This is a genomic window from Pseudomonas sp. JL23 (genome assembly GCF_056933585.1).
Map to the genome: position 1 here is coordinate 457,979 of NZ_CM167795.1, position 23,851 is coordinate 481,829.

General features: G+C 61.6%; 21 protein-coding genes. 8 read left to right on the top strand and 13 right to left on the bottom strand.

What is annotated here, in order from left to right; translation table 11 throughout:
• The first annotated feature begins 234 nt into the window (after nt 1-234).
• Both AC1Z24_RS02185 and AC1Z24_RS02190 read left to right on the top strand, forming a co-directional pair.
• Nucleotides 235-1,533 carry a GGDEF domain-containing protein gene (locus tag AC1Z24_RS02185; protein ID WP_259108241.1) on the top strand — a complete coding sequence of 433 codons (1,299 nt, stop codon included), beginning with the start codon at nt 235-237 and terminating at the stop codon, nt 1,531-1,533.
• A gap of 276 nt (nt 1,534-1,809) precedes the next feature.
• Complete coding sequence (locus AC1Z24_RS02190; RefSeq protein WP_483744391.1) at nt 1,810-3,588, top strand: acyl-CoA dehydrogenase C-terminal domain-containing protein; 1,779 nt, start codon at nt 1,810-1,812, stop codon at nt 3,586-3,588.
• Nucleotides 3,589-3,983: 395 nt separating this feature from the next.
• Here the strand turns inward: AC1Z24_RS02190 and AC1Z24_RS02195 are convergent, their stop codons facing one another.
• Nucleotides 3,984-4,892 (bottom strand): LysR family transcriptional regulator, encoded by a 909-nt coding sequence (locus AC1Z24_RS02195; protein WP_483744392.1) that lies wholly within the window; start codon nt 4,890-4,892, stop codon nt 3,984-3,986.
• Nucleotides 4,893-4,993: 101 nt separating this feature from the next.
• Between AC1Z24_RS02195 and AC1Z24_RS02200 the strand changes: the two genes are divergently transcribed.
• The 3 genes from AC1Z24_RS02200 to AC1Z24_RS02210 all read left to right on the top strand — a co-directional run bounded on the left by AC1Z24_RS02200 (nt 4,994) and on the right by AC1Z24_RS02210 (nt 7,324).
• Nucleotides 4,994-5,692: an MOSC domain-containing protein gene (locus AC1Z24_RS02200; protein WP_483744393.1), complete on the top strand. Its 699-nt coding sequence runs from the start codon at nt 4,994-4,996 to the stop codon at nt 5,690-5,692.
• Nucleotides 5,689-6,951 (top strand): aspartate aminotransferase family protein, encoded by a 1,263-nt coding sequence (locus AC1Z24_RS02205; RefSeq protein ID WP_483744394.1) that lies wholly within the window; start codon nt 5,689-5,691, stop codon nt 6,949-6,951. The genes AC1Z24_RS02200 and AC1Z24_RS02205 overlap by 4 nt, the downstream gene beginning before the upstream one ends.
• Nucleotides 6,952-7,162: 211 nt before the next feature.
• Entirely contained in the window at nt 7,163-7,324 is a 162-nt protein-coding gene (locus tag AC1Z24_RS02210; RefSeq protein ID WP_081564967.1) for a YqaE/Pmp3 family membrane protein, read from the top strand.
• Between the two features lie 168 nt (nt 7,325-7,492).
• Here AC1Z24_RS02210 and AC1Z24_RS02215 read toward each other — a convergent pair whose 3' ends face one another.
• From AC1Z24_RS02215 to AC1Z24_RS02270, 12 genes are all read right to left on the bottom strand, one after another.
• A complete protein-coding gene (locus AC1Z24_RS02215; protein WP_483744395.1) occupies nt 7,493-9,349 on the bottom strand; it encodes a S9 family peptidase in 1,857 nt (618 codons plus the stop codon).
• Complete coding sequence (gene pqqE / locus AC1Z24_RS02220; protein ID WP_483744396.1) at nt 9,315-10,475, bottom strand: pyrroloquinoline quinone biosynthesis protein PqqE; 1,161 nt, start codon at nt 10,473-10,475, stop codon at nt 9,315-9,317. Before pqqE ends, AC1Z24_RS02215 begins: the two co-directional genes overlap by 35 nt.
• Nucleotides 10,447-10,722 (bottom strand): pyrroloquinoline quinone biosynthesis peptide chaperone PqqD, encoded by a 276-nt coding sequence (gene pqqD, locus AC1Z24_RS02225; RefSeq protein ID WP_483744397.1) that lies wholly within the window; start codon nt 10,720-10,722, stop codon nt 10,447-10,449. The genes pqqE and pqqD overlap by 29 nt, the downstream gene beginning before the upstream one ends.
• The gene (gene pqqC, locus AC1Z24_RS02230) at nt 10,719-11,474 is read right to left on the bottom strand and encodes a pyrroloquinoline-quinone synthase PqqC (protein WP_483744398.1); all 756 of its coding nucleotides are present in this window, start codon (nt 11,472-11,474) and stop codon (nt 10,719-10,721) included. Before pqqC ends, pqqD begins: the two co-directional genes overlap by 4 nt.
• A gap of 143 nt (nt 11,475-11,617) precedes the next feature.
• Nucleotides 11,618-12,529, bottom strand: coding sequence for a pyrroloquinoline quinone biosynthesis protein PqqB (pqqB, locus tag AC1Z24_RS02235; protein WP_483744399.1), 912 nt, complete (start codon nt 12,527-12,529; stop codon nt 11,618-11,620).
• Nucleotides 12,530-12,678: 149 nt separating this feature from the next.
• A complete protein-coding gene (gene pqqA, locus AC1Z24_RS02240; RefSeq protein ID WP_124086857.1) occupies nt 12,679-12,750 on the bottom strand; it encodes a pyrroloquinoline quinone precursor peptide PqqA in 72 nt (23 codons plus the stop codon).
• Between the two features lie 42 nt (nt 12,751-12,792).
• A complete protein-coding gene (gene pqqF, locus AC1Z24_RS02245; protein ID WP_483746504.1) occupies nt 12,793-15,090 on the bottom strand; it encodes a pyrroloquinoline quinone biosynthesis protein PqqF in 2,298 nt (765 codons plus the stop codon).
• Nucleotides 15,091-15,142: 52 nt separating this feature from the next.
• Nucleotides 15,143-15,940: a carbon-nitrogen hydrolase family protein gene (locus AC1Z24_RS02250; protein WP_483744400.1), complete on the bottom strand. Its 798-nt coding sequence runs from the start codon at nt 15,938-15,940 to the stop codon at nt 15,143-15,145.
• A gap of 14 nt (nt 15,941-15,954) precedes the next feature.
• Nucleotides 15,955-17,634: a flavin monoamine oxidase family protein gene (locus AC1Z24_RS02255; RefSeq protein WP_483744401.1), complete on the bottom strand. Its 1,680-nt coding sequence runs from the start codon at nt 17,632-17,634 to the stop codon at nt 15,955-15,957.
• A gap of 264 nt (nt 17,635-17,898) precedes the next feature.
• Nucleotides 17,899-18,357: an Lrp/AsnC family transcriptional regulator gene (locus AC1Z24_RS02260; RefSeq protein ID WP_259108294.1), complete on the bottom strand. Its 459-nt coding sequence runs from the start codon at nt 18,355-18,357 to the stop codon at nt 17,899-17,901.
• A gap of 144 nt (nt 18,358-18,501) precedes the next feature.
• A complete protein-coding gene (locus AC1Z24_RS02265; protein WP_259108311.1) occupies nt 18,502-19,269 on the bottom strand; it encodes a class II aldolase/adducin family protein in 768 nt (255 codons plus the stop codon).
• A 24-nt stretch (nt 19,270-19,293) separates the two neighbouring features.
• Nucleotides 19,294-20,337, bottom strand: a complete 1,044-nt coding sequence (locus AC1Z24_RS02270; protein ID WP_483744402.1) for an ABC transporter substrate-binding protein — start codon at nt 20,335-20,337, stop codon at nt 19,294-19,296.
• Between the two features lie 402 nt (nt 20,338-20,739).
• On the opposite strand from AC1Z24_RS02270, the gene AC1Z24_RS02275 reads away from it, so the two are divergent.
• From AC1Z24_RS02275 to AC1Z24_RS02285, 3 genes are all read left to right on the top strand, one after another.
• Nucleotides 20,740-21,330, top strand: coding sequence for a helix-turn-helix domain-containing protein (locus AC1Z24_RS02275; protein WP_259108508.1), 591 nt, complete (start codon nt 20,740-20,742; stop codon nt 21,328-21,330).
• 266 nt (nt 21,331-21,596) lie between these two features.
• Nucleotides 21,597-22,604 carry a 2-keto-3-deoxygluconate permease gene (locus AC1Z24_RS02280; RefSeq protein WP_483744403.1) on the top strand — a complete coding sequence of 336 codons (1,008 nt, stop codon included), beginning with the start codon at nt 21,597-21,599 and terminating at the stop codon, nt 22,602-22,604.
• Entirely contained in the window at nt 22,601-23,845 is a 1,245-nt protein-coding gene (locus AC1Z24_RS02285) for a four-carbon acid sugar kinase family protein (RefSeq protein WP_483744404.1), read from the top strand. The genes AC1Z24_RS02280 and AC1Z24_RS02285 overlap by 4 nt, the downstream gene beginning before the upstream one ends.
• Nucleotides 23,846-23,851: the final 6 nt, after the last annotated feature.

The following is a 23,851-nucleotide window of genomic DNA, read 5'->3' on the forward strand; positions in this document are numbered from 1 at the left end:
CCGCGAAAGCGACACCGCGTTTTTCAAGGCGTGTCGCGTCATCGTTCTTCGCGGGCAAGCCTCGCTCCAACGCAGGCACCAAAAGCTTCATCTCAGGCCGATAAACCTTTTCCCTTTCCTGCCGTTAAAGAAAGAAGCCTGCTATTTAGTACTACTGAATGCATTAATCATCCGTTGAGGGCACAATGCCATCATACGAGTTCTTTACCCTGGTGCCGGGTAGGAGACACCCCCTTGCTGCGTTCTTCAGCTACACGCTTCAGCCATTTCGTACCCTCATTGGTGCTTCTTCTTGCCGGGCTCGCAGCCGCGTACGTCAAGGACCTGAACGTCTTCTTCACTTCACTGTTCAACGTCCTGCCGACCCTGGTGCTGCTGCTGGGCGGGGCCTACTGCACGGTGTATCGGCGCCAGCGTGAGCTGTTCCTGATGCTCACGGTGTACGTCGCCTATTTCCTGCTTGATACCCAGACCGATTACTACCGGGACAACGGCAAGGTCCGCGAAGACGCGGCGGTGGTGTTCCACCTGATCTGCCTGTTGCTGCCGGTCTTGTATGGCGTATTTGCTGCCTGGGAGGAGCGCACGCACTTGCTGCAGGACATGGTGGCCCGCGCCGCTGTGCTGCTGGCGGTGGGCGGCGTCGCCTTGGGCCTTGAGCAGAGTTACCCGGAGGCGCTGCTGGCCTGGCTGGCGGATATTCGCTGGCCGGCGCTGCACGGCTCGTGGATGAGCCTGATCCAGCTTTCCTACGCGATGTTCCTGCTGGCCTTCGGCCTGTTGATCACCCAGTACGTGCAAAAGCCGCGGCCCTTGCATGCGGCGCAACTGGTGGGCCTGCTCGGGCTGTTTTGGGCCTTGCCGAAAACCTTTATTCTGCCGTTCACCCTGAATATCCTGTGCAGCCAGGTGATGCTGATGATCGCCGCTGCGGTAGCCCATGAGGCCTATCAGATGGCCTTCCGCGACGAGCTCACCGGTCTGCCGGGGCGTCGCGCGCTCAACGAACGGATGCAGCGCCTGGGCCGCAACTATGTGTTGGCCATGGGCGACGTTGATCACTTCAAGAAATTCAACGACACCCATGGCCATGATGTCGGCGACCAGGTGTTGCGTCTGGTGGCGAGCAAACTGGCGAAGATCACCAACGGCGGCGGGCGTGCCTATCGCTATGGCGGTGAAGAATTTGCCATTGTCTTCGCGGGCAAGACGGTGGAGGAATGCCTGCCGCACCTCGAGGTTATCCGCGAGTCTATCGCCAACTACAGCATCCAGCTGCGCAACCCTGACAGTCGCCCCCAGGACGACCTACAGGGGCGGCAGAAGCGTGGCGGTGCAGGGGCTTCAGCGGTTTCGGTGACTGTCAGCATCGGCGTCGCCGAGCGCCTGCCGGAACACCGCACGCCGGACGAAGTACTCAAGTCTGCCGACCAGGCGCTTTACAGCGCCAAGGGCGCAGGGCGTAACTGCGTCATGGTGTTCGGCCAGCAGAGCAAGCGGGGCGCAGTGCGGGCGCCGGAGATGGCGGGATAGATCACAGGCTTTTGTGGGACAAGCTTGCTTGCCAAGGCAATGTCTTGGTCGCAGAAAATGTGCCGGATGTACTCGCGCTTTCGCAAGCAAGCTTGCTCCCACCAATCATTCCAATTAAAGAAATTTTGTGACCTTGTAAGTGAAAATAGTCACTACTTGACCCTATGTGTCGAAAATGATCTTGGGATACACTCGGCCGCAATCGACACTGCGGCTCTGAAACTTGTGAGCCGGGTCATTCCCCCAGGATCCAGCTCCTGTTTTGCGAGGTATGCCATGGCTGACTACAAAGCCCCCCTGCGCGATATGCGCTTTGTCCTCAATGAAGTCTTCGAAGTGTCCAAGCGCTGGGCCCGGCTGCCGCAACTGACAGACGTGGTCGATGCCGAAACCGTCGAAGCCATTCTTGAAGAAGCAGGCAAGGTCACCAGCAAAACCATCGCGCCCCTGAGTCGCGCGGCCGACGAAGAAGGCTGTCACTGGAAAGACACCGCAGTCACCACACCCGCCGGCTTCCCCCAGGCCTACCAGACCTACGCCGAAGGCGGCTGGGTGGGTGTCGGCGGCAACCCTGAGTTCGGCGGCATGGGCATGCCCAAGGTGGTCTCGGCCCAGGTCGAGGAAATGCTCAACTCGGCGAGCCTGGCCTTCGGTCTGTATCCGATGCTGACGTCCGGTGCCTGCGTATCGATCAATACCCACGCTACCGAAGAACTGAAGGCGATCTACCTGCCGAACATGTACGCCGGTACCTGGGCTGGGTCCATGTGCCTGACCGAAGCCCACGCCGGTACCGACCTGGGCATCATCCGCACCAAGGCCGAGCCTCAGGCCGATGGTGCCTACAAGATCAGCGGCACGAAGATTTTCATCACCGGCGGCGAACACGACCTGACCGAGAACATCATCCATCTGGTCCTGGCCAAGCTGCCCGATGCGCCAGCCGGTCCAAAAGGCATCTCGCTGTTCCTGGTGCCCAAATTCATGGTCAATGCCGATGGCAGCCTGGGCGAGCGCAATACCGTCAGCTGTGGTTCCATCGAGCACAAGATGGGCATTCAGGCCTCGGCCACCTGCGTGATCAACTTCGACGGCGCCACCGGTTATCTGGTCGGCGAGCCGAACAAAGGCCTGGCGGCGATGTTCACCATGATGAACTACGAGCGTCTGGGCGTCGGCATTCAGGGCCTGGCCTCGGGTGAGCGCTCCTACCAGAACGCCGTGGACTACGCCCGCGACCGCCTGCAAAGCCGCGCGCCGACGGGTGCGCAGCAGAAAGACAAAGTGGCCGACCCGATCATCGTCCACCCGGATGTGCGCCGCATGTTGCTGACCATGAAGGCCAACAACGAAGGCGGTCGTGCGTTCTCCACCTACGTGGCCATGCAACTGGACACCGCGAAATACAGCGAAGACGACGCCGAGCGTGAGCGTGCCGACGCATTAGTCGCCCTGCTGACTCCCGTCGCCAAGGCTTTCCTCACCGACCTGGGCCTGGAAACCACCGTACATGGCCAGCAAGTGTTCGGCGGCCACGGCTACATTCGCGAGTGGGGTCAGGAGCAGTTGGTGCGCGACGTGCGCATCACCCAGATCTACGAAGGCACCAACGGCATCCAGGCGCTGGATCTGGTCGGGCGCAAGATCGTTGGCAGCGGCGGGGCGTACTACAACCTGTTTGCTGACGAGATCCGTCAGTTCATCGCCTCATGCGACAACTCGGTCAGTGAGTTCACCAAGCCCCTGAGCGCCGCCTTGACCACGCTGGACGAACTGACCGGCTGGGTACTGGATCGCTCGCGTAACAACCCCAACGAAATCGGCGCCGCGTCAGTCGAGTATCTGCATGTCTTCGGCTACACCGCCTACGCCTATCTGTGGGCGATGATGGCCAAGGCCGCACTGGGCAAGGAACAACAGGAAGACTTCTACGCCAGCAAGCTGGGCACTGCGCGCTTCTTCTTCGCTCGCCTGCTGCCGCGCATTCACTCGCTCAATGCGTCGGTGCGGGCAGGCAGTGAATCGCTGTTCCTGCTGGATGCGTCGCAGTTCTGATGATCTGAACGCAAACGCCAGATACCAACTGAATCACTGTGGTTTTGTGGGACCGGCTTTAGCCGGGAAGACGCAACGGCAAGCGATAAAGAAGTATTGATCCTGCCTACGCCTTCCCGGCTGAAGCCGGTCCCACATGGGTCCTGGGTATGTCGCACAAAATCATCAGCTGAAATGCATTTGTAAGCATTTGCTTACACGCCGTGGTGCTGTTTGGCCATATCGGCAAGATGGATCCAAAGCTAATCTACTTCACATGGACGTCGCGCAGGATGCGCTTAAATAGATAACAGGGACACGTAGGGAAAGCCTGCCAGGATGGTGGGACGAAAGGGATATCACGGGAAACAATATGCAAAACCCCGCTTCGGCGGGGTTTTCTTTGTGTGCGCGATTCAGGTCGGCGTCAAGCCTTCCAGTGGTGCCGTGCGCACATCTTCCAGCAACGAACGCAGCAACTCGATGGTTGCCTGCTGGCGCTGCGCATCGCGATAAACCAGACCAATCTGCAACGGCACTCTTGGCTCGCTGAGAGGCTTCCATAGCAACTCAGGGTTCTGTTGCGCTTGTCGGGCGCGGCCGGGTAGCACGGTGACCAGATGGGTGTGTTCCAGGCTGTCGAGAATCACCGCCATGCTGTTGAGCTCGGCCTGCACGTGAGGCCGGCGCCCCAGATTGGCCAACTGCATCTGCCACAACTGGCGAACCTGAAACTCCTCGCCCAGCAATAGCATTGGCAAGTCCGCCGCCTGATTTAGCGACACCTTTTTGAACTCGCGCAACGGGTGGCTGGCGGGCATGACCAGTTGCAACTCGTCTTCGTACAGCAACAGGCTGTGCAGGCCCGGTTGGCGCGGCGGCAGGTAGCTGATGCCGATATCCAGCGAGCCATTGAGCAGGCGTCGCTCCACTTCCATGCCGGTCAGCTCGTAGATCTGCACTACCAGGTGCGGTTGGGCCTTGCGGATGCGTTCGAGCATCTGCGGCACCAGGCTGGGGTGCACGGTCTGCAGTACGCCGATGGCCAACGTGCGCAGGGCCTGGCCCTTGAAGTGACGCAAAGCCTCGCGGGCGCGCTCCATGCCTTCGAGCAACGGCACCGCATGGTTGTACAACGTATGGGCCGCCAGGGTCGGCAACAGGCGTTTGCTGCTGCGTTCGAACAGACTGACATCCAGGCTGGTTTCCAGATGGCGGATCTGCTGCGACAACGCTGGTTGCGATAGCGAAAGACGCTCCGCAGCCCGGCCCACATGGCCTTCTTCAAACACCGCGACGAAATATCGCAGTTGCCGCATATCCATAAGTAACTCTTATCGAAAAAGCTCGAAAATCGAAATGGCCGTACGTCGCTCGTGGGCATAGTCTAGCCCCTATTCCAAGGGCGTAAGGGCTAAAAATCGTGATGGGCAACGTGACTGTTGATGGTGTTTACATAGGGAAAGCGAAAAACCTAGGTCACGGATTGATCATTGATGTTGATAAGCAGCGCCTTGACCGCCGCATCTGGTTGTGGCCACAGGGCCTCGGCACTGATGAGCATGGCGACCCGCGCTTCCATACCGGCCCCGAGCGGGCGGTGCATCACTACCCGGCCGAGCACTACGCCTACTGGCGCAAGCTTTATCCGCATATCGACTGGAGCGCGCCAGCCTTCGGCGAAAACCTCGCGACCCATGGCGTCACCGAAGAACAGGTGTGCCTGGGCGATATGTTTCGCTGGGGCGGCGCCTTGTTGCAAGTCAGCCAGCCGCGCTCGCCCTGCTATCGTCTCAGCCAGCGCTGGGGTCTGCAGGATTTGCCACAAGAGGCACAGGACACGGGGCGTTGCGGCTGGTTCTATCGTGTGCTCAAGCCCGGTTTTGTCAGCGCCGAGGACTCCCTCGAACTGATCCAGCGCAGCTATCCCGGCCTGACCGTGGCCTGGGCCTTACGCAGCTTTTTTCTGGAGCCGCTGGAGCACAGCAACCTGAAGAAGCTGGTGGATTGCCCGGCGCTGTCTTCACGCTGGCGCGACATTGCCCTCAAGCGCCTGCGCAGCGGTCGGGTCGAGGATTGGACCGACCGTTTGCTCGGCCTGCCACTGGAAGGGTTGCGCGCATGAATCTGTTCAAGTTGCGACGCCCGGTCATTGATATTGACGACGCCACCCAAAGCCAGGCCTTGCCCGCGCAACGCCGGGATATTTCCAGCCGCCATCTGATGCCGGGTGCCGAGCGCAGTGATCCGGTATTCGTCCGTGGTCAGGGCTCGTGGCTGTGGGACTGCGAAGGCCGCCCGTATCTGGACTTCAATCAGGGCGGCGCGGTGAACAGCCTCGGTCACAGCCCGGCCGTGCTGATTCGGGCCTTGAATAATCAGGCCATGGCACTGATCAACCCCGGCGCCGGCCTGCACCATCGCGGCGTAGTCGACCTGGCGCAACGTCTGTGCGAAAGCACCGGTAGCGATCAGGCCTACCTGCTCAACAGCGGCAGCGAGGCCTGCGAAGCCGCGATCAAGCTGGCGCGCAAATGGGGCCGGAACCACCGTGGCGGCGCCATTGGCATCATCACTGCGCGGCAAGGCTGCCACGGCCGCAGCATCACCGCGCTATCGGCTTCGGGCTACGAGAATGGCCTGCCCGGCTTCAGCCAGGTGCCATTCAACGATCTGGCTGCGCTGCACAGCGCTGTCGATGCCCAGACCGTGGCGATTATCCTCGAGCCGATCCAGAGCGAAGCGGGGGTCATCCCCGCCACCCATGACTATCTGCAAGGCGTGGCCAAGCTGTGCCGTGAACTGGGCATCCTGCTGATCCTCGATGAAGTGCAGACAGGCATCGGCCGCTGCGGCACTTTACTTTGCGAAGAAACCTACGACATTCGCGCCGATATCGTCGTCCTTGGCAAAGGCCTGGGCGGCGGTGTGCCTCTGGCGGCCTTGTTGGCGCGAGGCAAAGCCTGCTGCGCCGAACGGGGTGAGTTGGAGGGCAGCCACCATGGCAATGCGCTGATGACGGCCGCCGGGCTGGCCGTGCTGCACAGCGTGCTGGAGGAAGGTTTTTTGCAACGGGTACGCGAGACCGGCGAGTGCCTGCAACAGGGTCTGACGCGTCTGAGCCTGCGCTATCAACACGGCGAAGTGCGCGGCCAAGGCCTGCTTTGGGGCATGCAACTGGACAGCGACTCGGCCGCCGCCGTGGTTGCCGCCGCACAACTCGAGGGCCTGCTGCTCAATGCCCCGCAAGCTGGCTGCTTGCGCTTCTCCCCAGCCCTGACCGTCAGCCGCGCCAATATTGACGAGATGCTTCAGCGCCTGGGTCGTGCCTTCGCCCGGGCCAGGACAGCCCGCCTGAATCAAGGCGGCAAGCAGTCGATCTGACTCACTGTGTAAACCGAACCGTCGCGTTAGTAACGCGTTGCCCCGCACCGGAGGTCTTGGTGCGGGGCTTTTTATTGAGAAAGCGGCGATACCTGTAGGAGATGATCTCATGATACTGGCTCGATGCCATTTCCCCGTGGAACCCTGATGCAGCCCCAAGGTCGATTAGCTATAGGGCGTAATTGAACGCCCACCATCAGGAGCCTGACCCATGGATATCATCCGTATCATCATCGCCATTCTGCTGCCGCCGCTGGGTGTGTTCCTTCAGGTCGGTTTTGCCGGGGCGTTCTGGCTCAATATCCTGCTGACGCTGCTGGGCTACTTCCCCGGCATCATCCATGCGGTTTACATCATCGCCAGTCGTAAATAAGCCCGATCAGATCTAAGCAATCCGCGGGACCTGAAGTGAAAGCATGTCCTGCAGGAGCCGGCTTGCTGGCGATTGCTTTTGACCAGTCGATGAATGTGTCGGCTGTTCTATCGCATCGCCAGCAAGCCGGCTCCCACGTTTATAGTGCCAGGTGCCTGACCCTGACGATCAATGGCTACTCTGCCGCCGCTCCCCCTCAAGTACAGCCTGATAGAACGCGCATTCCTTCTCCAACGCATCGGCCTGGTTTTTGGCCTTGCGAAAGCCGTGCTGTTCGTCGGGATAGTAGTGGGCTTCGACGCGGGTGCCGTTGCTTTGCAGGGCCTTGACCATGGTGCGGGTCTGTTCCGGGACGACTACGACGTCGAGTTCGCCCTGGAAGAAGATCACCGGTACGTGGATGCGCGCGGCGTGGAGCAGCGGGGTGCGGGTCTGGTAGCGCTCCGCGTCCTTGTCCGGATCGCCGATCAGCCAGTCCAGGTATTGCGCCTCAAACTTGTGGGTGACCTTGCTCAGTGCAAGCGGGTCGCTGACGCCATACAGGCTGGCGCCGCCGCGGAAGACGTGGCGGAACGCCAAAGCGCACAGGGCGGTATAGCCGCCGGCACTGCCACCACGGATGAACGCCTGTTGTTCGTTGATCAGACCGCGCTCGGCCAAGTGGGTGACCACGGCGCAGGCATCATCGACGTCGGCCACGCCCCAGTTCAGGTGCAGGGCGTTGCGGTAGATGCGGCCGTAGCCGGTGCTGCCGCGATAGTTGAGGTCGGCCACGGCAAAGCCGCGCTGGCTCCAATACTGGATGCGCAGGTCGAGCACCGGATAGCAGGCCGAGGTCGGGCCGCCATGGATAAACACCACCAGTGGCGGTTTGGCTGCGCCGTTGATCGGCGGGTAGAAGTAGCCGTGGGCCTGGACCTTGCCGTTCGGGCCGCTGGCATAGCGCAGCGGTTGAGCACGGCTGATACGGGCGGCGGGCAGCGGTGAGCCGCCACCGGCAATCATCTTTGATTTGCGCGTCTTGCGGTTGATGGCAATGACGGTGGGCAGGCAGGTGGCCGAGGCGGCGACGCAGTAAATGTTTTCGTCGTCGATGGTCAGGCTGCGGAAGCGGCTGTATTCGCCGCTGTAGTCGGTGACTACGCCATGGTTGTCACGCAGGCCCAGCACCGCAACGCCGTTTTCCGACCAACTGGCGAGGTAGGCGCCCATGTCGATGGCCAGCCAGCTACGTGCCCCCAGTTGCCAGGGCGCCGGGGCGTGGTCGGCATCGGCAGCCTTGAGGTGGGTCAGGCCGAACGAGCCTTCGACGCACGGCTGCCAGTACCCTTCCTGATCGCTCAGGCAGTACAGGCGGTTATGGGCATCGAAGCAGGGCTGCTGGATCGATTCTTCATCACGATCCCCAGCCAGGCAGCGAGGCTCGGACCAGCCGCCGGTCTCCAGACGCTTGCACATCATCAGCAATGTGCTGGTCCAGGGTTGATGGGGTTTGAACCATTCGACCCAGGCCAGGCGCTGGCCGTCCGGGCTCATGGTCGGCGAGGCATAGAAATCGGCGCCACGGGCCAGGACCAGGCGCTTGCCGTCGCGGATGTCGAGGGACACCAGTTGATGGATGTCCTTGTCTTCTTCCACGGCCAGGACCAGGCCGTTGGAGAAGTGCAGGTCGCCATAGCGCTTGCGCCCGCGGGTGAGGGCCTTGGGTTCGCCTTCTTCGAAGGGCTGCACATAAATCTGTTGATCGCTTTCGTTGACGAAGATGACCGAGTCTTCCGTCAGGCAGAACGCGCCACCGCCGTACTCATAGACCCGGCTGCGTACGCTGAACTCGGCAGGCGTCAGGCAGGTGATGGTTTCCTCGAACCTGCGCCATATTCGGCTGCTGCCCTCGGCGGGGCGATATTCATTCCAGAACAGGCCGGCCGGGCTGATTTGCAGTTCCGCAAAGTCGACGCCTGCCGCGACGGCCTGGGCTGCTGTGAGGGTTTCAGGATCTAGCGATGAGGCGCGAATTTCTGTCATTGCGAAATGCCATCTCGTCTATTTTTTGGCTAGCATACCCGGCTTCTTCGCGCGCTTGAATGATCAATTTATGATCTAAGGATTTTCCGCATACGGGGTCAGCATTTGCCGCATTCCCGGTCAGCATGAAGGCCTGACAACGGCAGCCGCCGAAGTCCTTTTCCTTCTCGTCGCACGAGCGGCAGGGCTCGGGCATCCAGTCATAGCCACGGAAACGGTTGAAGCCGAACGAGTCGTACCAGATGTGTTGCAGGCTATGGTCGCGCACGTTGGGGAACTGGATCGGCATCTGCCGCGCGCCGTGACAGGGCAGGGCGGTGCCGTCCGGGGTGACGGTGAGGAACAGGCTGCCCCAGCCGTTCATGCAGGCTTTGGGCCGCTCTTCGTAATAGTCGGGGGTGACGAAGATCAGCTTGCACGGATGATTCTCGGCCGCCAGCTTGTCGCGGTATTCGTTGGTGATGCGCTCGGCCCGGACCAATTGTTCTTTGCTCGGCAGCAGCCCTGCGCGGTTAAGGTAGGCCCAGCCGTAGAACTGACAGGTGGCCAGCTCGACGAAGTCCGCTTCCAGGGCCAGGCACAGCTCGATGATGCGGTCGATGCGGTCAATGTTGTGCCGGTGGGTGACGAAGTTGAGGACCATGGGGTAGCCATGCTTCTTCACCGCTTTGGCCATTTCCAGCTTGTGGGCGAAGGCTTTTTTCGAGCCTGCGAGCATGTTATTGACCTGCTCGTCACTGGCCTGGAAGCTGATCTGAATATGGTCCAGCCCGGCTTCCTTGAAGTCGATGATCTTCTGCTCGGTCAGGCCGATACCGGAGGTGATCAGGTTGGTGTAGTAGCCCAGGCGCCGGGCTTCGCGGATCAGTTCGGCGAGGTCCTGACGGACCAACGGTTCGCCGCCGGAAAAACCGATCTGCGCCGCGCCCATCTGCCGCGCTTCGGCCATGACCTTGAACCATTGCTCGGTGCTCAGCTCCTGGCCCTGTTGGGCAAAATCCAGGGGGTTGGAGCAATACGGGCATTGCAGCGGGCAACGGTAGGTCAGCTCGGCGAGCAGCCACAGCGGCAGGCCGGTTTCGGGCTTGGGGGGCAGCTCAGGCAAGTTCGATCCAGTGTTCAGCACGGGCGACCTCCATGAATTGCTCGACGTCTTCACCAAGCTCCGGCACGCCGGGAAATTGCTCGTCGAGCAGGGCGATGATCGCCGCCACTGAGCGCTGCCCGTCGATCAGGCCACCGATGGCGGCGGCGCTTTCGTTGAGCTTGATCATGCCTTCCGGGTAGAGCAGCACATGGCCGTTCTGCGCCGGTTCGAACTGGTAGCGATAGCCACGCCGCCAGTTTGGAATGCGATTGCGATCAAAACTCATAACTCGATCCCCCGGTGCCAGACCCGTTGGTCGGTGACGCTGTGATAGGGCGGCCTGTGCAGCTCGTAGGCCATGCTCATGGCGTCCAGCATGCTCCACAAAATGTCCAGTTTGAACTGGAGGATTTCCAGCATGCGCTGCTGGCCGTCAAAGGTGGTGTAGTGCTCCAGGGTGATGGCCAGCCCGTGCTCGACATCGCGCCGGGCCTGGCTCAGGCGGCTGCGGAAGTATTCGTAGCCGCTGGGGTCGATCCACGGGTAGTGCTGCGGCCAGCTGTCCAGGCGCGACTGATGGATGAGCGGTGCGAACATTTCAGTCAGCGAGCTGCTGGCGGCTTCCTGCCAACTGGCGCGGCGGGCGAAGTTGACGTAGGCATCGACGGCAAAGCGTACGCCGGGCAGCACCAGTTCCTGGGAGCGCAGTTGCTCCGGATCGAGACCCACAGCCTCGCCCAGGCGCAGCCAGGCTTCGATGCCGCCGTCTTCGCCGGGCGCGCCGTCGTGGTCGATCATGCGCTGAATCCATTCGCGACGGACATTGCGGTCCGGGCAGTTGGCCATGATCGCTGCATCTTTCAGCGGGATATTGACCTGATAGTAGAAACGATTGGCGACCCAGCCCTGAATCTGCTCACGGCTGGCCCGGCCTTCGTACATGGCGACATGGAAGGGGTGATGGATATGGTAATAAGCGCCCTTGGCGCGCAAGGCCCGCTCGAATTCGGCGGGGGATAGTGCTGGGTGTTCGCTCATAATCCGTGTTCCCTGTCTGGATTTTGTGGGAGCGAGGCTTGCCCGCGAATGCGATCTATCTGGCCCAGGATATGTGTCGGTTGTCCTGTCCTCTTCGCGGGCAAGCCTCGCTCCCACAGGATTTGTGTGGGGCTCTAGATTTGCTACAACTCAATACTCATCCCATCAAACGCCACTTCGATCTCGCGCCGCGCCAGTTCGGCCCGTTGCGGCGAGTCTTCGTCGAGGATCGGGTTGGTGTTGTTGATATGGATAAGCACTTTGCGCTGGCGTGGCAGGCGCTCCATTACGTCGAGCATGCCGCCCACACCGTTCTGCGCCAGGTGGCCCATTTCCCGTCCGGTGCGGGTGCCGACACCGCGCTTTTGCATTTCGTCGTCGTCCCACAAGGTGCCGTCCACCAGCAGACAATCGGCCTGCTGCATCTGGCCCAGCAGGGCGTCATCGACCTGACCGAGGCCTGGGGCGTAGAACAGCCGGCCGCCGGTCTTCAGGTCCTCGACGATCAGGCCAATGTTGTCGCCGGGATGCGGGTCGAAACGGTGGGGCGAATAAGGCGGTGCGGCACTGCGCAGAGGCAGCGGGGTAAAGCGTAAATTCGGGCAGGCGGCAATGGTGAAGCTGCCCTGCAGCTCGATGCGGTTCCACACCAGGCCGCCGTTCCAGTGCTTGAGCATGTCGAACAGCGGGAAGCCGGTGCTCAAGTCTTCATGGACCATCTCGGTACACCAGACCTGATGCGGGCAACCTTCGCGCAGGCTGAGCAGGCCGGTGGTGTGGTCGATCTGGCTGTCCATCAGGATGATCGCGGCAATCCCGGTATCGCGCAGTGCCCGGCCCGGCTGCATGGGTGCGAAGTTGTGCAGTTGCGCGCGGATATCCGGGGAGGCGTTGCACAGCACCCAGTTCACGCCGTCATCGGACAGGGCGATGGAGGACTGGGTGCGCGCTTTTGCATTGAGGCTGCCGTCGCGCAGGCCCGCGCAATTGGCGCAGTTGCAGTTCCATTGCGGGAAACCACCGCCGGCGGCTGAGCCGAGAATCTGGATATGCATGGGGGTCGAACATCCCTTTCGCGATTGGCTGTGGGACCGGCTTCAGCCGGGAAGGCGCATTCCCGGCTAAAGCCGGTCCCACATTGTTTGTTGTGCCGGGTTCACTACGAAAAAGCCCCGGCGAACCGGGGCTTCGTGCCGCGCTGCGCTCAACGGTTGGCGAAGTACATGGTGACTTCGAAGCCGATGCGCAGGTCTGTGTAGGTCGGTTTGGTCCACATAAGCGTTTCCTCCGGGTAAGTGCCGCAATGGGCGTTACAAGGTTAGTCCAGCTGTGGCGGCAAACGTTCAGGCGTGTGCGTAGCGATGTATATGAAGGTTTGTTTAAGACGTATTACGGCTTGTTGCAGGGTCGAAACGTCCAGTAGGGCGATGGCTGTACGCAATGCTTCGAAGTAGTCATCGCCGTGTCCGGCCAGGTGGGCTTGCCACAGCAACTGCGCGGCCTGGGCGTATTCCAGAGCCTGCGGTTCGAATTGCCCGGCCAGGGCCTTGGCCTGATTTGGCAGATCGGCGCTGGCAATGAGTTGGGGCAGGCCGTCGATAAACGCCTCGATATGTTCCGCCAATTGGCCGACCGGCGCCCCTGGCGATTGCACGCCGAATAACCAGCCGACCTGCCCGTTAAGCTGACGAATACCGCTGAATACCGCGTAGCCCAGTTGCAGCTCGACCCGCAAACGCTGATAGAAGGGCGCCTGGGCCAGATGGGCGAGCAGACGCCAGGCAGCTTCAAAGGCCAGGTCAGTGCCGGGCGCCGGGCAGAACAACAGCAGGGCGTGCTCGGTTGAGTCGCAGGGATGAACGGACCAGTGTCGGCCGGGCTGAACGGCCAGAGGCGTATGGGTTGACAGAGATTCAGTGCCGGGCAGCGGTGTCGGCGGCAGCAATTGCGTCAGCACTGCGCCGTGGGCAAAGGCGATCCAGTGGCTGCCTTGCCAGAGCAGTGACAAGTCTGCGGTTTCGCTGGATTGTTCTGGCAAGTTGTAATCCGGCAGGTGCTTGAGCAACTGACGAATGGGGATCGGTGGCGCTTCGTCGGCGGGCTCGTCCGGGTTCGGCGCCGTCAGGCAGCGCAGGGCGCTATCGACAATCGCAGCCATGGGGGCGGTTAGGCCGGTCAGGGTCAGTTGCCAGTAAACGTCATAGGCCATAAAGCTCAGTCTGACACCGGCTTCGTTGGCCTGTTCGGTCAGTGCGCCGAGGCTGAAATTGATCCTGCGCCAGAGCAGCGGGTTGGCGGCGGGTAGCTGCCAGCGCACAAATAGCGCGGCTTCGTCAGCGGCCGTGGCGGCCGAGGTGAGGAAGGGATTGGGCGCGGGTAGTTGCCATTCGAAGGCTGTATCCGGAGTTGGGCCCTGGAGTTGATCGAGCAGCGTGGCAAGGGCCAGAGCGCCTTGTTCGGACAGCTCGCCGGGCAATTCGCGGGCGTGGTGATGAGCCAGGTCCAGGGCGCTGCAGGTGTGCAGGCGCAGTTGTTGGCGCAGGTTGTATTCGTGGCGCAGGGCGGGCCAGTGGGTTTTGAAAAAACTTAGCCAGTTGAAGAAAATCTCCCGGTTTACACCCTTCTCTGTGGGAGCGAGGCTTGTCGGACCGCCGCACCGCCGCGAAGAGGCCGGTATGATTGACGCATCTCTACCGCCCGAACTACCGCCTTCGCGGGCAAGCCCGGCTCCCACGGGGGTTGGCTCGGGCTTGAATTTTGCGGCGAGGCTGTTGCCTTCGATTCTGAGCAACGCCTGCCCGGCAAACTGATAAATCACCTGCGCTTCACCCAACCAGCTACAGAAAAACCCCAGCGCTTCATCCGCCCCGTCCGGCAATTTTTCGCAGGCAAACAACAGCGGTGCCATCGAAGGCCCGTCGAACAACGGCGGCGGGGGCGTCTGGGCAACGCGAACCCCCGGAGCAAACAACCCGCCAGCACTCAACGCCATTGCCCGCAACTCATCCAGTGGCTGCGGCCCGGTCAGGCACAGGCGCATCTGCCCGGCCTGATAAAAGCGCTGATAGAAATCCTTCAGTCCTTGCTGAAACGCCGTGTCCTGCACCGGCAGACTGTAGCGATTACCGGCATGAAAGCCGCGCAGCGGGTGGCGCGGCGACAAGGCGGACAAGGTCTGTTGCTGCGCACGGGCCTTGGTATCACGGGACCAGGCGATGAACTCGGCGTGCAGCACTTCCCGCTCACGCAGTTGCTCGTCCATTGCCATGCGCGGATGGGCGAGCATGTCGCACAGGCGCTCCAGACCCTGGGCGAATGCGTCGGCTGGCAGCTCGAAAAAGAAATCGGTGCAGCGCTCCCGGGTGCTGGCGTTGACCTGGCCGCCGTGGCGCTGGACAAAGGTCATCAGGTTGTCGGCTGCGGCAAAGCGCTCGGTGCCGAGAAAAAACAGGTGTTCAAGAAAGTGCGCCAGCCCCGGCCATGGTTGCGGCGCATCATGACTGCCTACCGCTACGCGCAAGGATGCCGCACTGCGTTTCAGGCGCGGCGCGTGGCACAGCACTACGTGCAGGCCGTTGGGCAGGATCAGGTCTTCGCGGGTCTGCTGAGCGGGCATGGCTGGCAAAGGGCTCGACAAGGGAGCCCTCATGCTAACGCGTTGTCGCGAATCAGTCGTTGCTCAGGCGCGTATACAACTCGGCCCGACGATCCTTGAAGTAAGGATTGAGCGTGCGCGAATCGTCGAGCAACTGTCGATCCAGAGTACCGAGGATCAGCAATTCGTCGCGCCCGGCCAGGGCAATCCGGCTGCCATCCGGCGCACACAGGCTGCTCAGGCCGCAGTAGTGGATCTGCCCTTCGCTGCCGCAATAGTTGGCGTAGGCCACGTAGCACTGGTTTTCATAGGCCCGTGCACGCACCGTGACATCGGCGACGAAATCGTAGGGTTCCATATTGGCGGTCGGCACCAGGATCACATCGGCACCGGCCAGGGCCAGATCACGGGTGTTTTCCGGGAACTCGACGTCGTAGCAGATCAGCAGGCCCAGGCGCCAACCGTTCAATTCGAATATCGGCAGGGCGGTTTCGCCGGGGCTGAACATCGCCCGGTCCAGATCGCCGTACAGATGGGTCTTGCGGTAGTTGGCCAGGGTGTTGCCTTTGGCATCGATCAACTGCACGGCGTTATACACCCGGCCGTCATGGCGCTCGGGGTAGCCGTACAGAATCGCGATGCCGTTGGCCTGGGCCATGGCGGCAATGCGACTGGCGGCCGGGCCGTAGCTCAGTTGCGCCAGCTCCTGCACGGCGGCGGCACCGATGTTGTAGCCGCTGAGGTACATCTCCGGGCAGACCAGCAGGTCCGCGCCCTGTTGCGCGGCGATACGCGCCTGCCGCGCCAGGCGCTGCAGGTTGCCGTCGATATCCAGCGGCAGGGGCGGACATTGATACAGCGCGATACGCATGGGCGTGCCTCCAATCAGTCGGGCAAGGCAATCGGGCCGATCTCGGCGAAGACATCACCGGGGCCCGGGTTTTCGGCGTGGGTCTTGCCACCGAAGTGGGTCATGATCCCCCACACCGCATTGAGCGAGGTCTGCACCGCGCCTTCGACCCAGGCCGGAGTCCACGATACATCGTCGCCCGCGATAAAGATGCCGCGCTGTTCGGCAGGCATGTCCTGCTGCATGAAGTGCGCGTACATACGTTGGTTATAACGGTAATGGCCCGGCAATGCACCCTTGAAAGCGCCGAGGAAGTACGGGTCGGCCTCCCAGGACACGGTGATTGGGTCGCCGATGATATGGGCGGCGATATCGACTTTCGGGTAGATCTTTTTCAGCGCATCCAGGGCCAGCTTGACCCGCTTGTCGGTAGGCTGCGGCAGCATTTTCAGGGCATCGCTCATCCATGAATAGGACAGGCAAATCACCCCCGGCTTATCGTCGCCGTTATCGAACAGGTAGGTACCGCGGGTCAGGCGATCGGTGAGGGTCATGCTCATCAAATCGCGACCGGTTTCCGGGTCTTTGTCCTTCCAGAACGGGCGGTCGACCATGACGAAGGTTTTCGACGACTGCATGTAGCGGGTACGGTCCAGGGCCATCCACATCTTCTGCGAGAACAGCGATTCCTCGCAGTCGATCTGGGTGGTCAGCAGCCAGCTCTGGCAGGTGGTCAGCACAGCGGCGTAGTGACCGACATTGCCCCAGTCATCGGTCACGGCAAAGCGTCCGTCGGCGGCGCGGGCAATGCGCTTGGCCCCGGCGCGTGGCGCGCCGCGATGCAGCGACGACAGGCTGGTGCCTTCGGGCCAGTGTGCACAACGCTCCGGCACATGGCGCCAGATGCCCTGGGGCACCTGCTCGACGCCGCCCACGATCAGGTGCTGGTGATCGTCGCAATTGGTCATGACCACGCGGAAGATTTCCAGCATCGAGTTGGGGAAGTCCGAATCCCAGCCGCCGGTGCCGAAACCAACCTGGCCGAACACTTCGCGGTGGGCGAAAGACAGCTTGGCGAAGGCTTTCGAGGTGGCGACGAAGTCGTAGAAAGTGCGGTCGTCCCACAGCGGCACGAGGGTGTTCCACAGCTGTTTCAGACGCGGTACATCGCGGTCGCGGATGGCTTGCTGGATATCGGCGAATTGTGAACCGGCTTCCAGGGCATCGGCCCAAGCGTCGGCCACTTCCTGAAACAGCGCGGGCAGGTCGGCGATGGACTGGGCGTAGTAGGTCGAGCCCTCCAGATCGATGACTGTGCTGCCGGACGCTGGCGTCAGCGGGTTGGGGAAGGGCTTGGACTCCAGGCCCAGTTTGTCGACGTAGTGATAGAAGGCCGTGGACGACACCGGAAAGCGCATGCCACCCAGCTCGGCAATCACCCCTTCGGCACCCTCGAACGCCTGGGAGCGCAAGCGCCCGCCCAGTTTCGAGGCCTCGTACACCACCGGCTTGAGGCCCAGCTTCATCAGCTCGTAGGCCGCCACCAGCCCGGCGATCCCGGCCCCGACAATCGCCACCTCGGCGCCATGCTGCTCGGCGGGAATGCAGCCCAGACCCGCCGGGTGTTCGATCCAGTCATCGAAGGCGAACGGAAAGTCCGGGCCAAAGATGGTGATGGGTTTCTTGCCGTCGGCGGGGTGGCGATTGTTGTTCATGGCTGACCTTGTTCGGCTGGGACGCGAAAGGGCACAGTCTAGACAAGGGTTGGCACGTTAATAAGACGCAATGTGTCGTCGTTATGCAGGGTTTTTGATCGTTATGACGAAAACAATGGTCACTTTGCAGTTGAATACTTAATTGTGGGACTGGCTTTAGCCGGGAAGGCAATCGTTCAGATACTAGGGATGCGTTGTCTGGGCCGGCCTCTTCCCGGCTAAAGCCGGTCCCACAAAGCCCCGCCCACAAAGCCTTGAGGTGTGTCACACCTGCCCGCGATCAATCTTGCTGCTGAGAATAATCGAGGTAGTGGTCTTCTCGACGCCATCGACGCTGCCGATCAGGTCCAGCAATTCGTCGAGCTGTTCGGGCGAGTCAGTGCGCAGCCAGGCGACGTAGTCGAATTCGCCACTCACCGCGCATAGCTGCTGCACCTGGGCCAGGGTGCTGAGGCGGCGCAGGACTTCCTTGCCTGAGCGCGGCTGTACGGTGATACCGACATACGCTTGCAAACCGCCATCGACCACGCGCTGGCTCAGACGCACGCCGTAACCGGTAATGACCTTGCTGCTTTCCAGCCGGGCCAGGCGCGAGGTCACGGTGGTGCGGGCGATGCCCAGTTGCCGGGCGAGCATGGCCACGCTTTCCCTGGCATTGAGTTGCAGGGCGGCGATCAGTTGGCGGTCGATTTCGTCGAGAACGGGCGGGCGGGTGGCGGACAAGGCAGGTCTCCTGTGGGCGGGGACATCTTACCTGCTTGAATGGAGTTGCGTTGGAGCGAGGCTTGCCCGCGAACAGGTCACCTCAGTGTTTCAGGCAAACTGCGTCGCGGCCTTCGCGGGCAAGCCTCGCTCCAACGATCCTTATTACAACTTGTATTCGGGCGCTATCCGATCCAACAGCCGCAACAACGCCGCCCAGGCAAACTGCACGGCATCCGGGTCGCTCAGTTCGCCTTCGGGGACATCCTTGCCCGGTTCGTTGAATTGCTGCTCGGTACGACGGCAGACTTCGTCCGGCGGCAAACGCAGGGTGCCACCGGCTTGGGCGGCCAACTGGATTTCGCAGGCCTTTTCCAGGTAATACATGCGCAGGAACGCCTGCTTGACGCTGTCGCCCACGGTCAGCAGGCCGTGGTTGCGCAGAATCATCACCGACTTGTTGCCAAGGTCCTCTACCAGACGCTGCTGTTCGCTGAAGTTCAAGGCGATGCCTTCGTAGTCGTGGTACGCCACCCGACCATAGAACTCCAGGGAGATCTGGTTGACCGGCAGCAGGCCGCCTTCCTGGGCCGCCACCGCGCAACCGGCTCTGGTGTGGGTGTGCAGCACGCACTGGGCGTCTTCGCGGGCACGGTGGATCGCGCTATGAATGACGAACCCGGCCGGGTTGACCGGGTAGGCGCTGTCCTGGACCTTGTTGCCGTCCAGATCGATCTTGACCAGGTTCGAGGCGGTGATTTCCTCGAAGAACAGCCCGTAGGGATTGATCAGGAAGTGGTGCTCAGGCCCGGGCAGGCGTACGGAGATATGCGTCGAGATCAGGTCGGTCATGCGGTAGTGCGCGATCAGACGATAGCAGGCGGCCAGCTCTTGCCTGAGTTGCCATTCTTCCTGGCTATAAAGGTGTTCCATAAGGGCTCCGGTCAGGGGAATCTGTCAGTGGGCGAGCCAGGCGTTGAGGCGCTCTTCCAGTTCTTCGCCGTGGTCGACCCAGAACTCGATATTCAACGGTACGGCCACGGCCATGTTTTGCGGCGAAGTGGCAATCCACGGGGCCTTGTCGGCGTCGAGTTTGTCGGCCAAGGATTTGTTGGTCACGCCATACGCGATCATATGGGCAAACTTCTGCTGCGGCTCGGCCTGGTTGGCGTAGGCGATGAACGTGTTGGCAGAGTCGCTATGGGCCGAGTGCTTGGTGATCGCCCAGTAGTCCATGCTGTACAGCGAACCTTGCCACAGCGGTGCAACTTTCAGGCCTTCGCTGGCGGCTACGGCGCCGCGACCGCTGAAAGCAGTGCTCATGACCACATCGCCCGAGGCCAGCCACTGCATTGGCTGGGAGCCGGCTTCCCACCACTGGATCGACGACTTGAGCTTGTCCAGCTTGGCGAAAGCGCGATCAACGCCAGCCGGAGTGCCTAGCACTTTATAGACGTCGGCCGCCGCGACGCCGTCGGCCAGCAGGGCGTATTCGAGGGTGTACATGGCGCCTTTGCGCAGGCCGCGTTTGCCGGGGTATTTGGTGGTGTCCCAGAAATCCGCCCAGGATGTCGGCGCTGTCTTGACCTTGTCGGTGGCGTACACCAGCGGCATGCCCCAGACCAGCGCAGCGGAACCGCAGTCCTGTTTCGCGCCAGCGATCAGTTGGTCGCTGCCGCCGAGTTTGTTCCAGTCAAGTTTCTGGAACAGGCCTTCGGCGCAGCCGCGCTCCAGATCCGGTGCTTCTACCTGAACCACGTCCCAGTCGGCGTGGCCGGTTTCGGCCATGACTTTGATCTTGGCCATTTCCCCGTTGTATTCGGTCTGCACCACGTCGACCCCGGCCTTCTTCGCGAAGGGCTCGAAGATCGCGGTGTTCTGGACTTTCTGCGCGGCACCGCCGAAACCGACGATGACCATGCTTTCTGCCGCAAGGGCGGGCAAAGGCGAGAGCATTAACAGCGCACAGGCAATTTTTAGTTTTTTACTGTTCATCGACATTTTCCTAACGGCCAGAGGCCTTGCTCGGCAAACAGGGAGGGGCGGCGATCAGACACGCTGAAGCTCCCAGGCTGCGCAGGGGTAAACGGATTTAAACAGGCACGTAGCGAATAAACGGGGCGATCTGGCCATGAGGCAGAAGGACTCTGCGCAGACCGGTGCAGCTTGATTTTTTATGACACCCATTCGGTGTGGGCGTGATCCAGAGACTAATCCAGACACAGTGAAAAAAACAGACAGAAAAGACTGTTTTGTGAAAAAAAGTCGAATAATTTCACTATCACTAAAATCCTCTCGAGGCATTGGACTATTGTCAGGCCATGCCCTCTACAATGCGGCTTGCTTCATCGACATCAGGGCACCGAGGGAAACATGACATCAGGCAAGACCCGCGACAGCGCCATGGACGCGCAACCCGGACAGGACGACGCGCCCGCCAGCGAGAGCTTCCTCGGTGAGCGCATTCGCGGCCTGCGCAAGCGCCAGGGCCTGACCCTGGCCGAACTGGCCCGGCAAAGCCACCTCTCGGTGGGCTACATCAGCCAGCTCGAACGCGACCTGTCGCGGCCCTCGGTAGACACCTTGCTGAAGATCGGCCGCTGCCTGGGCGTGAATATCCAGTGGTTCTTCTCGACGCGCATGGAAGTGGCCAGCGCCGATGCGGGCTATGTGGTGCGCAAGGACAGCCGTCAGAACATCCACTATGACGACGGCATTCACGATCAACTGCTGACCCCAAGCCCCAGCGGGCAGATCGAAATGGTCCACTCGCGCTTCCCGCCCGGCGCCTACAACCGCACCAGCTACACCCATGAAGGTGAAGAGGTGGGCTTTGTGCTCACCGGCAGTTTCGAGCTGTGGGTGGGCGAGCGGCATTTTCGCCTGCAAGCGGGCGACAGCTTCCGCTTTGCCAGCCAGGAGCCGCATCGCTACGGCAATCCGGGCGAGGTCGATGCGGTGGTGATCTGGGTGATTACGCCGCCGACTTATTGATCTTGCTTGTGTAAGTTGTGGGACCGGCTTTAGCCGGGAAAGCGGAGTCAGGATCACTGCATTCTATCGCCTGCCTAATAGTCTTCCCGGCTTAAGCCGGTCCCACAATTAGCTCCTCATATCTCCTAATGCCTTGCACATGAAATGACTGAATGATCATAAAAATGATTGATTTGCTCATTTTATGCAAATGTTCTAATCTTTTTGAGCGAAATGATCATTTTAATGATCGTTTTGATCAAATCATAAGAATAAGGAGACAGCCCGTGGCCCAGATTCCTATCAAGCGTTCGATAGAACGTGTACCCGGCGGCATGATGATCGTCCCGCTGCTGCTTGGTTCGCTTGTCGCTACCTTCCTGCCCGATATGCCGAAGTTCTTTGGCTCCTTCACCAATGCCCTGTTTACCGGCTCGCTGCCGATCCTTGCCGTGTTCTACGTGTGCATGGGCGCCAGCATCGACGTCAAGGCCACGCCTTATCTGCTGAAGAAAGGCGGTGTGCTGTTCGGCGCCAAGGTCGGCACGGCGATTCTGGTGGGTGTGGTCATGGGGCACTTCCTCGGGGAGCAGCCGATCACCTCGGGCATCTTTGCCGGGATCTCGACTCTGGCCGTGGTGGCGGCGATGAATGACACCAACGGGGGCCTGTACATGGCCCTGATGGGGCAATACGGTCGCTCGGAAGACGTCGGCGCCTATTCGGTGATGTCCCTGGAGTCCGGGCCGTTTCTGACCATGGTCACCTTAGGCGTTGCGGGGCTGGCGGCGTTTCCCTGGCCGACGCTGGTGGGGGCGATTTTGCCGTTGTTGCTGGGCATGCTGCTGGGCAATCTGGACCGCGAGATGCGCGACTTCCTGGCCAAGGCCGTGCCGGTAATGATCCCGTTCTTCGCCCTGGCCCTGGGCGCCAGCCTCGATCTGCACAAGGTCTGGCAGGCGGGTTTGCTCGGCATTGCTTTGGGTGTTGCGGTGGTCGTAGTGACAGGCATTCCGCTGTATTTCGCTGATCGCCTGTCGGGCGGTACGGGGGTGGCGGGAGTCGCTGCAGCCAACACCGCTGGCAATGCTGCGGCCGTGCCCGCGCTGATTGCTGCGGCGAATCCGGTGTATACCGAGGCGGCCAATAGCGCCACGCTGCTGGTCGCAGCCTGCGTCGTAGTCACGGCCATTCTGTCGCCGATTCTTACGGCAACTGTCGCCAAGCGCTACAAGGAGCGTCAGGCTGCACGGGCACCGCACTACGTCGGTGGCGAGCAAGAGGTACGCCGATGAACCTGCTGATCATTGCCGATGACCTGTCCGGCGCTGCCGACTGTGCGATTGGCTTTGCCAGTGTCGGCCTGCCCACGGTGGTGACCCTCGATCCGTCCCGGGATACCGGCGCGGCCCAGGTGATTGCCGCCGATACCGACAGCCGCCGCCTGGCGCCCGAAGCGGCGGCGCAGCGAGCATTGTCCACCTTCAAGGCGTTGCTCAAACCGGGCCAGCGCCTGTACAAAAAGATCGACTCGACCTTGCGCGGCAACTGGGCCGCTGAAGTGGCGGCGCTACAGGCGCTGGCCGGGTTGGCCATCGTCGCCCCGGCGTTTCCGGCGACCGGGCGCACGACTCTCGATGGCCGCGTATGGGTCAACGGCCAGCCCCTGGAAAGCACCGATACCTGGCAGCTGGAACACGCCGGTCGTTGCGCGGACATCGACGGTTTGCTGGCCGAAGCGGGGCTGTGTACGGCGCCGTTGAAACTGGAGGTCCTGCGCGGCGATGTTCAAGCGTTGGCCGAACATATTCATGCGGCGGCTCGCAGCGGCGTGCAGGCGTTGATCGTGGATGCGCAGACCGCCCAGGACCTGCGCATCCTTGCCCGGGTCACCCTGGAGCTGGATCAGCCGTTGTACTGGGTCGGCTCCGGTGGCCTGGCGCGGGAGATCGCGCAACTGGCCGGGTTGCCGGATGCGCTGAGCGAGGGGCTGCCTGCTGCTGCACAAGCACCGATCCTGGCCTTGGTCGGCAGCCTGTCCGAGGTCTGCCAGCGGCAATGCGCGCTGCTCAAGGAGCGTGCCGATATCGACGAGTTGATCGTGCCGCCCGAGATTCTGCGCCAGGGTGCGCAGCACACTCAATGGGGTAACTGGCAGACCGACATCGGCCAGGCACTGGAGCAAGGCCGCGATCTGCTGCTGCGCATCGGTCGTGATGATGCTTTCGATCCGGCCGAGGGCGTGCAGCTTTCCGAACAACTGGCCGCCATGGTCGCGCCGCACTTCAGCAAGCTAGGCGGCCTGGTCGCCACGGGCGGTGAAACTGCGCGGGCGATGCTCGGCGCGGTGGGCATTGGCAGCCTGCAACTGCTTGCCGAAGTCGAGGCCGGAGTGGCCTTCGGGCGTCCCGTTACTAATGGGCATTGCCCCGGCATCGTCACCAAGGCTGGCGCATTCGGTACCGACCATGCGCTGTATGCCGCGTGGCTGCATTTACACGGCCTGAGCGAACCGCTGGCCGTGGCGAACATTTAAACCGTA

What these genes read in the sequence shown, in the direction of transcription:
- AC1Z24_RS02215 (WP_483744395.1), bottom strand. Translation starts at nt 9,349, where the DNA reads ATGACAGAAATTCGCGCCTCATCGCTAGATCCTGAAACCCTCACAGCA.
- AC1Z24_RS02250 (WP_483744400.1), bottom strand. Translation starts at nt 15,940, where the DNA reads ATGCGTATCGCGCTGTATCAATGTCCGCCCCTGCCGCTGGATATCGAC.
- AC1Z24_RS02190 (WP_483744391.1), top strand. Translation starts at nt 1,810, where the DNA reads ATGGCTGACTACAAAGCCCCCCTGCGCGATATGCGCTTTGTCCTCAAT.
- pqqC (WP_483744398.1), bottom strand. Translation starts at nt 11,474, where the DNA reads ATGAGCGAACACCCAGCACTATCCCCCGCCGAATTCGAGCGGGCCTTG.
- AC1Z24_RS02210 (WP_081564967.1), top strand. Translation starts at nt 7,163, where the DNA reads ATGGATATCATCCGTATCATCATCGCCATTCTGCTGCCGCCGCTGGGT.
- AC1Z24_RS02265 (WP_259108311.1), bottom strand. Translation starts at nt 19,269, where the DNA reads ATGGAACACCTTTATAGCCAGGAAGAATGGCAACTCAGGCAAGAGCTG.
- AC1Z24_RS02275 (WP_259108508.1), top strand. Translation starts at nt 20,740, where the DNA reads ATGGACGCGCAACCCGGACAGGACGACGCGCCCGCCAGCGAGAGCTTC.
- pqqB (WP_483744399.1), bottom strand. Translation starts at nt 12,529, where the DNA reads ATGCATATCCAGATTCTCGGCTCAGCCGCCGGCGGTGGTTTCCCGCAA.
- AC1Z24_RS02255 (WP_483744401.1), bottom strand. Translation starts at nt 17,634, where the DNA reads ATGAACAACAATCGCCACCCCGCCGACGGCAAGAAACCCATCACCATC.
- AC1Z24_RS02285 (WP_483744404.1), top strand. Translation starts at nt 22,601, where the DNA reads ATGAACCTGCTGATCATTGCCGATGACCTGTCCGGCGCTGCCGACTGT.
- pqqD (WP_483744397.1), bottom strand. Translation starts at nt 10,722, where the DNA reads ATGAGTTTTGATCGCAATCGCATTCCAAACTGGCGGCGTGGCTATCGC.
- AC1Z24_RS02200 (WP_483744393.1), top strand. Translation starts at nt 4,994, where the DNA reads ATGGGCAACGTGACTGTTGATGGTGTTTACATAGGGAAAGCGAAAAAC.
- pqqF (WP_483746504.1), bottom strand. Translation starts at nt 15,090, where the DNA reads ATGCCCGCTCAGCAGACCCGCGAAGACCTGATCCTGCCCAACGGCCTG.
- AC1Z24_RS02205 (WP_483744394.1), top strand. Translation starts at nt 5,689, where the DNA reads ATGAATCTGTTCAAGTTGCGACGCCCGGTCATTGATATTGACGACGCC.
- AC1Z24_RS02270 (WP_483744402.1), bottom strand. Translation starts at nt 20,337, where the DNA reads ATGTCGATGAACAGTAAAAAACTAAAAATTGCCTGTGCGCTGTTAATG.
- AC1Z24_RS02195 (WP_483744392.1), bottom strand. Translation starts at nt 4,892, where the DNA reads ATGGATATGCGGCAACTGCGATATTTCGTCGCGGTGTTTGAAGAAGGC.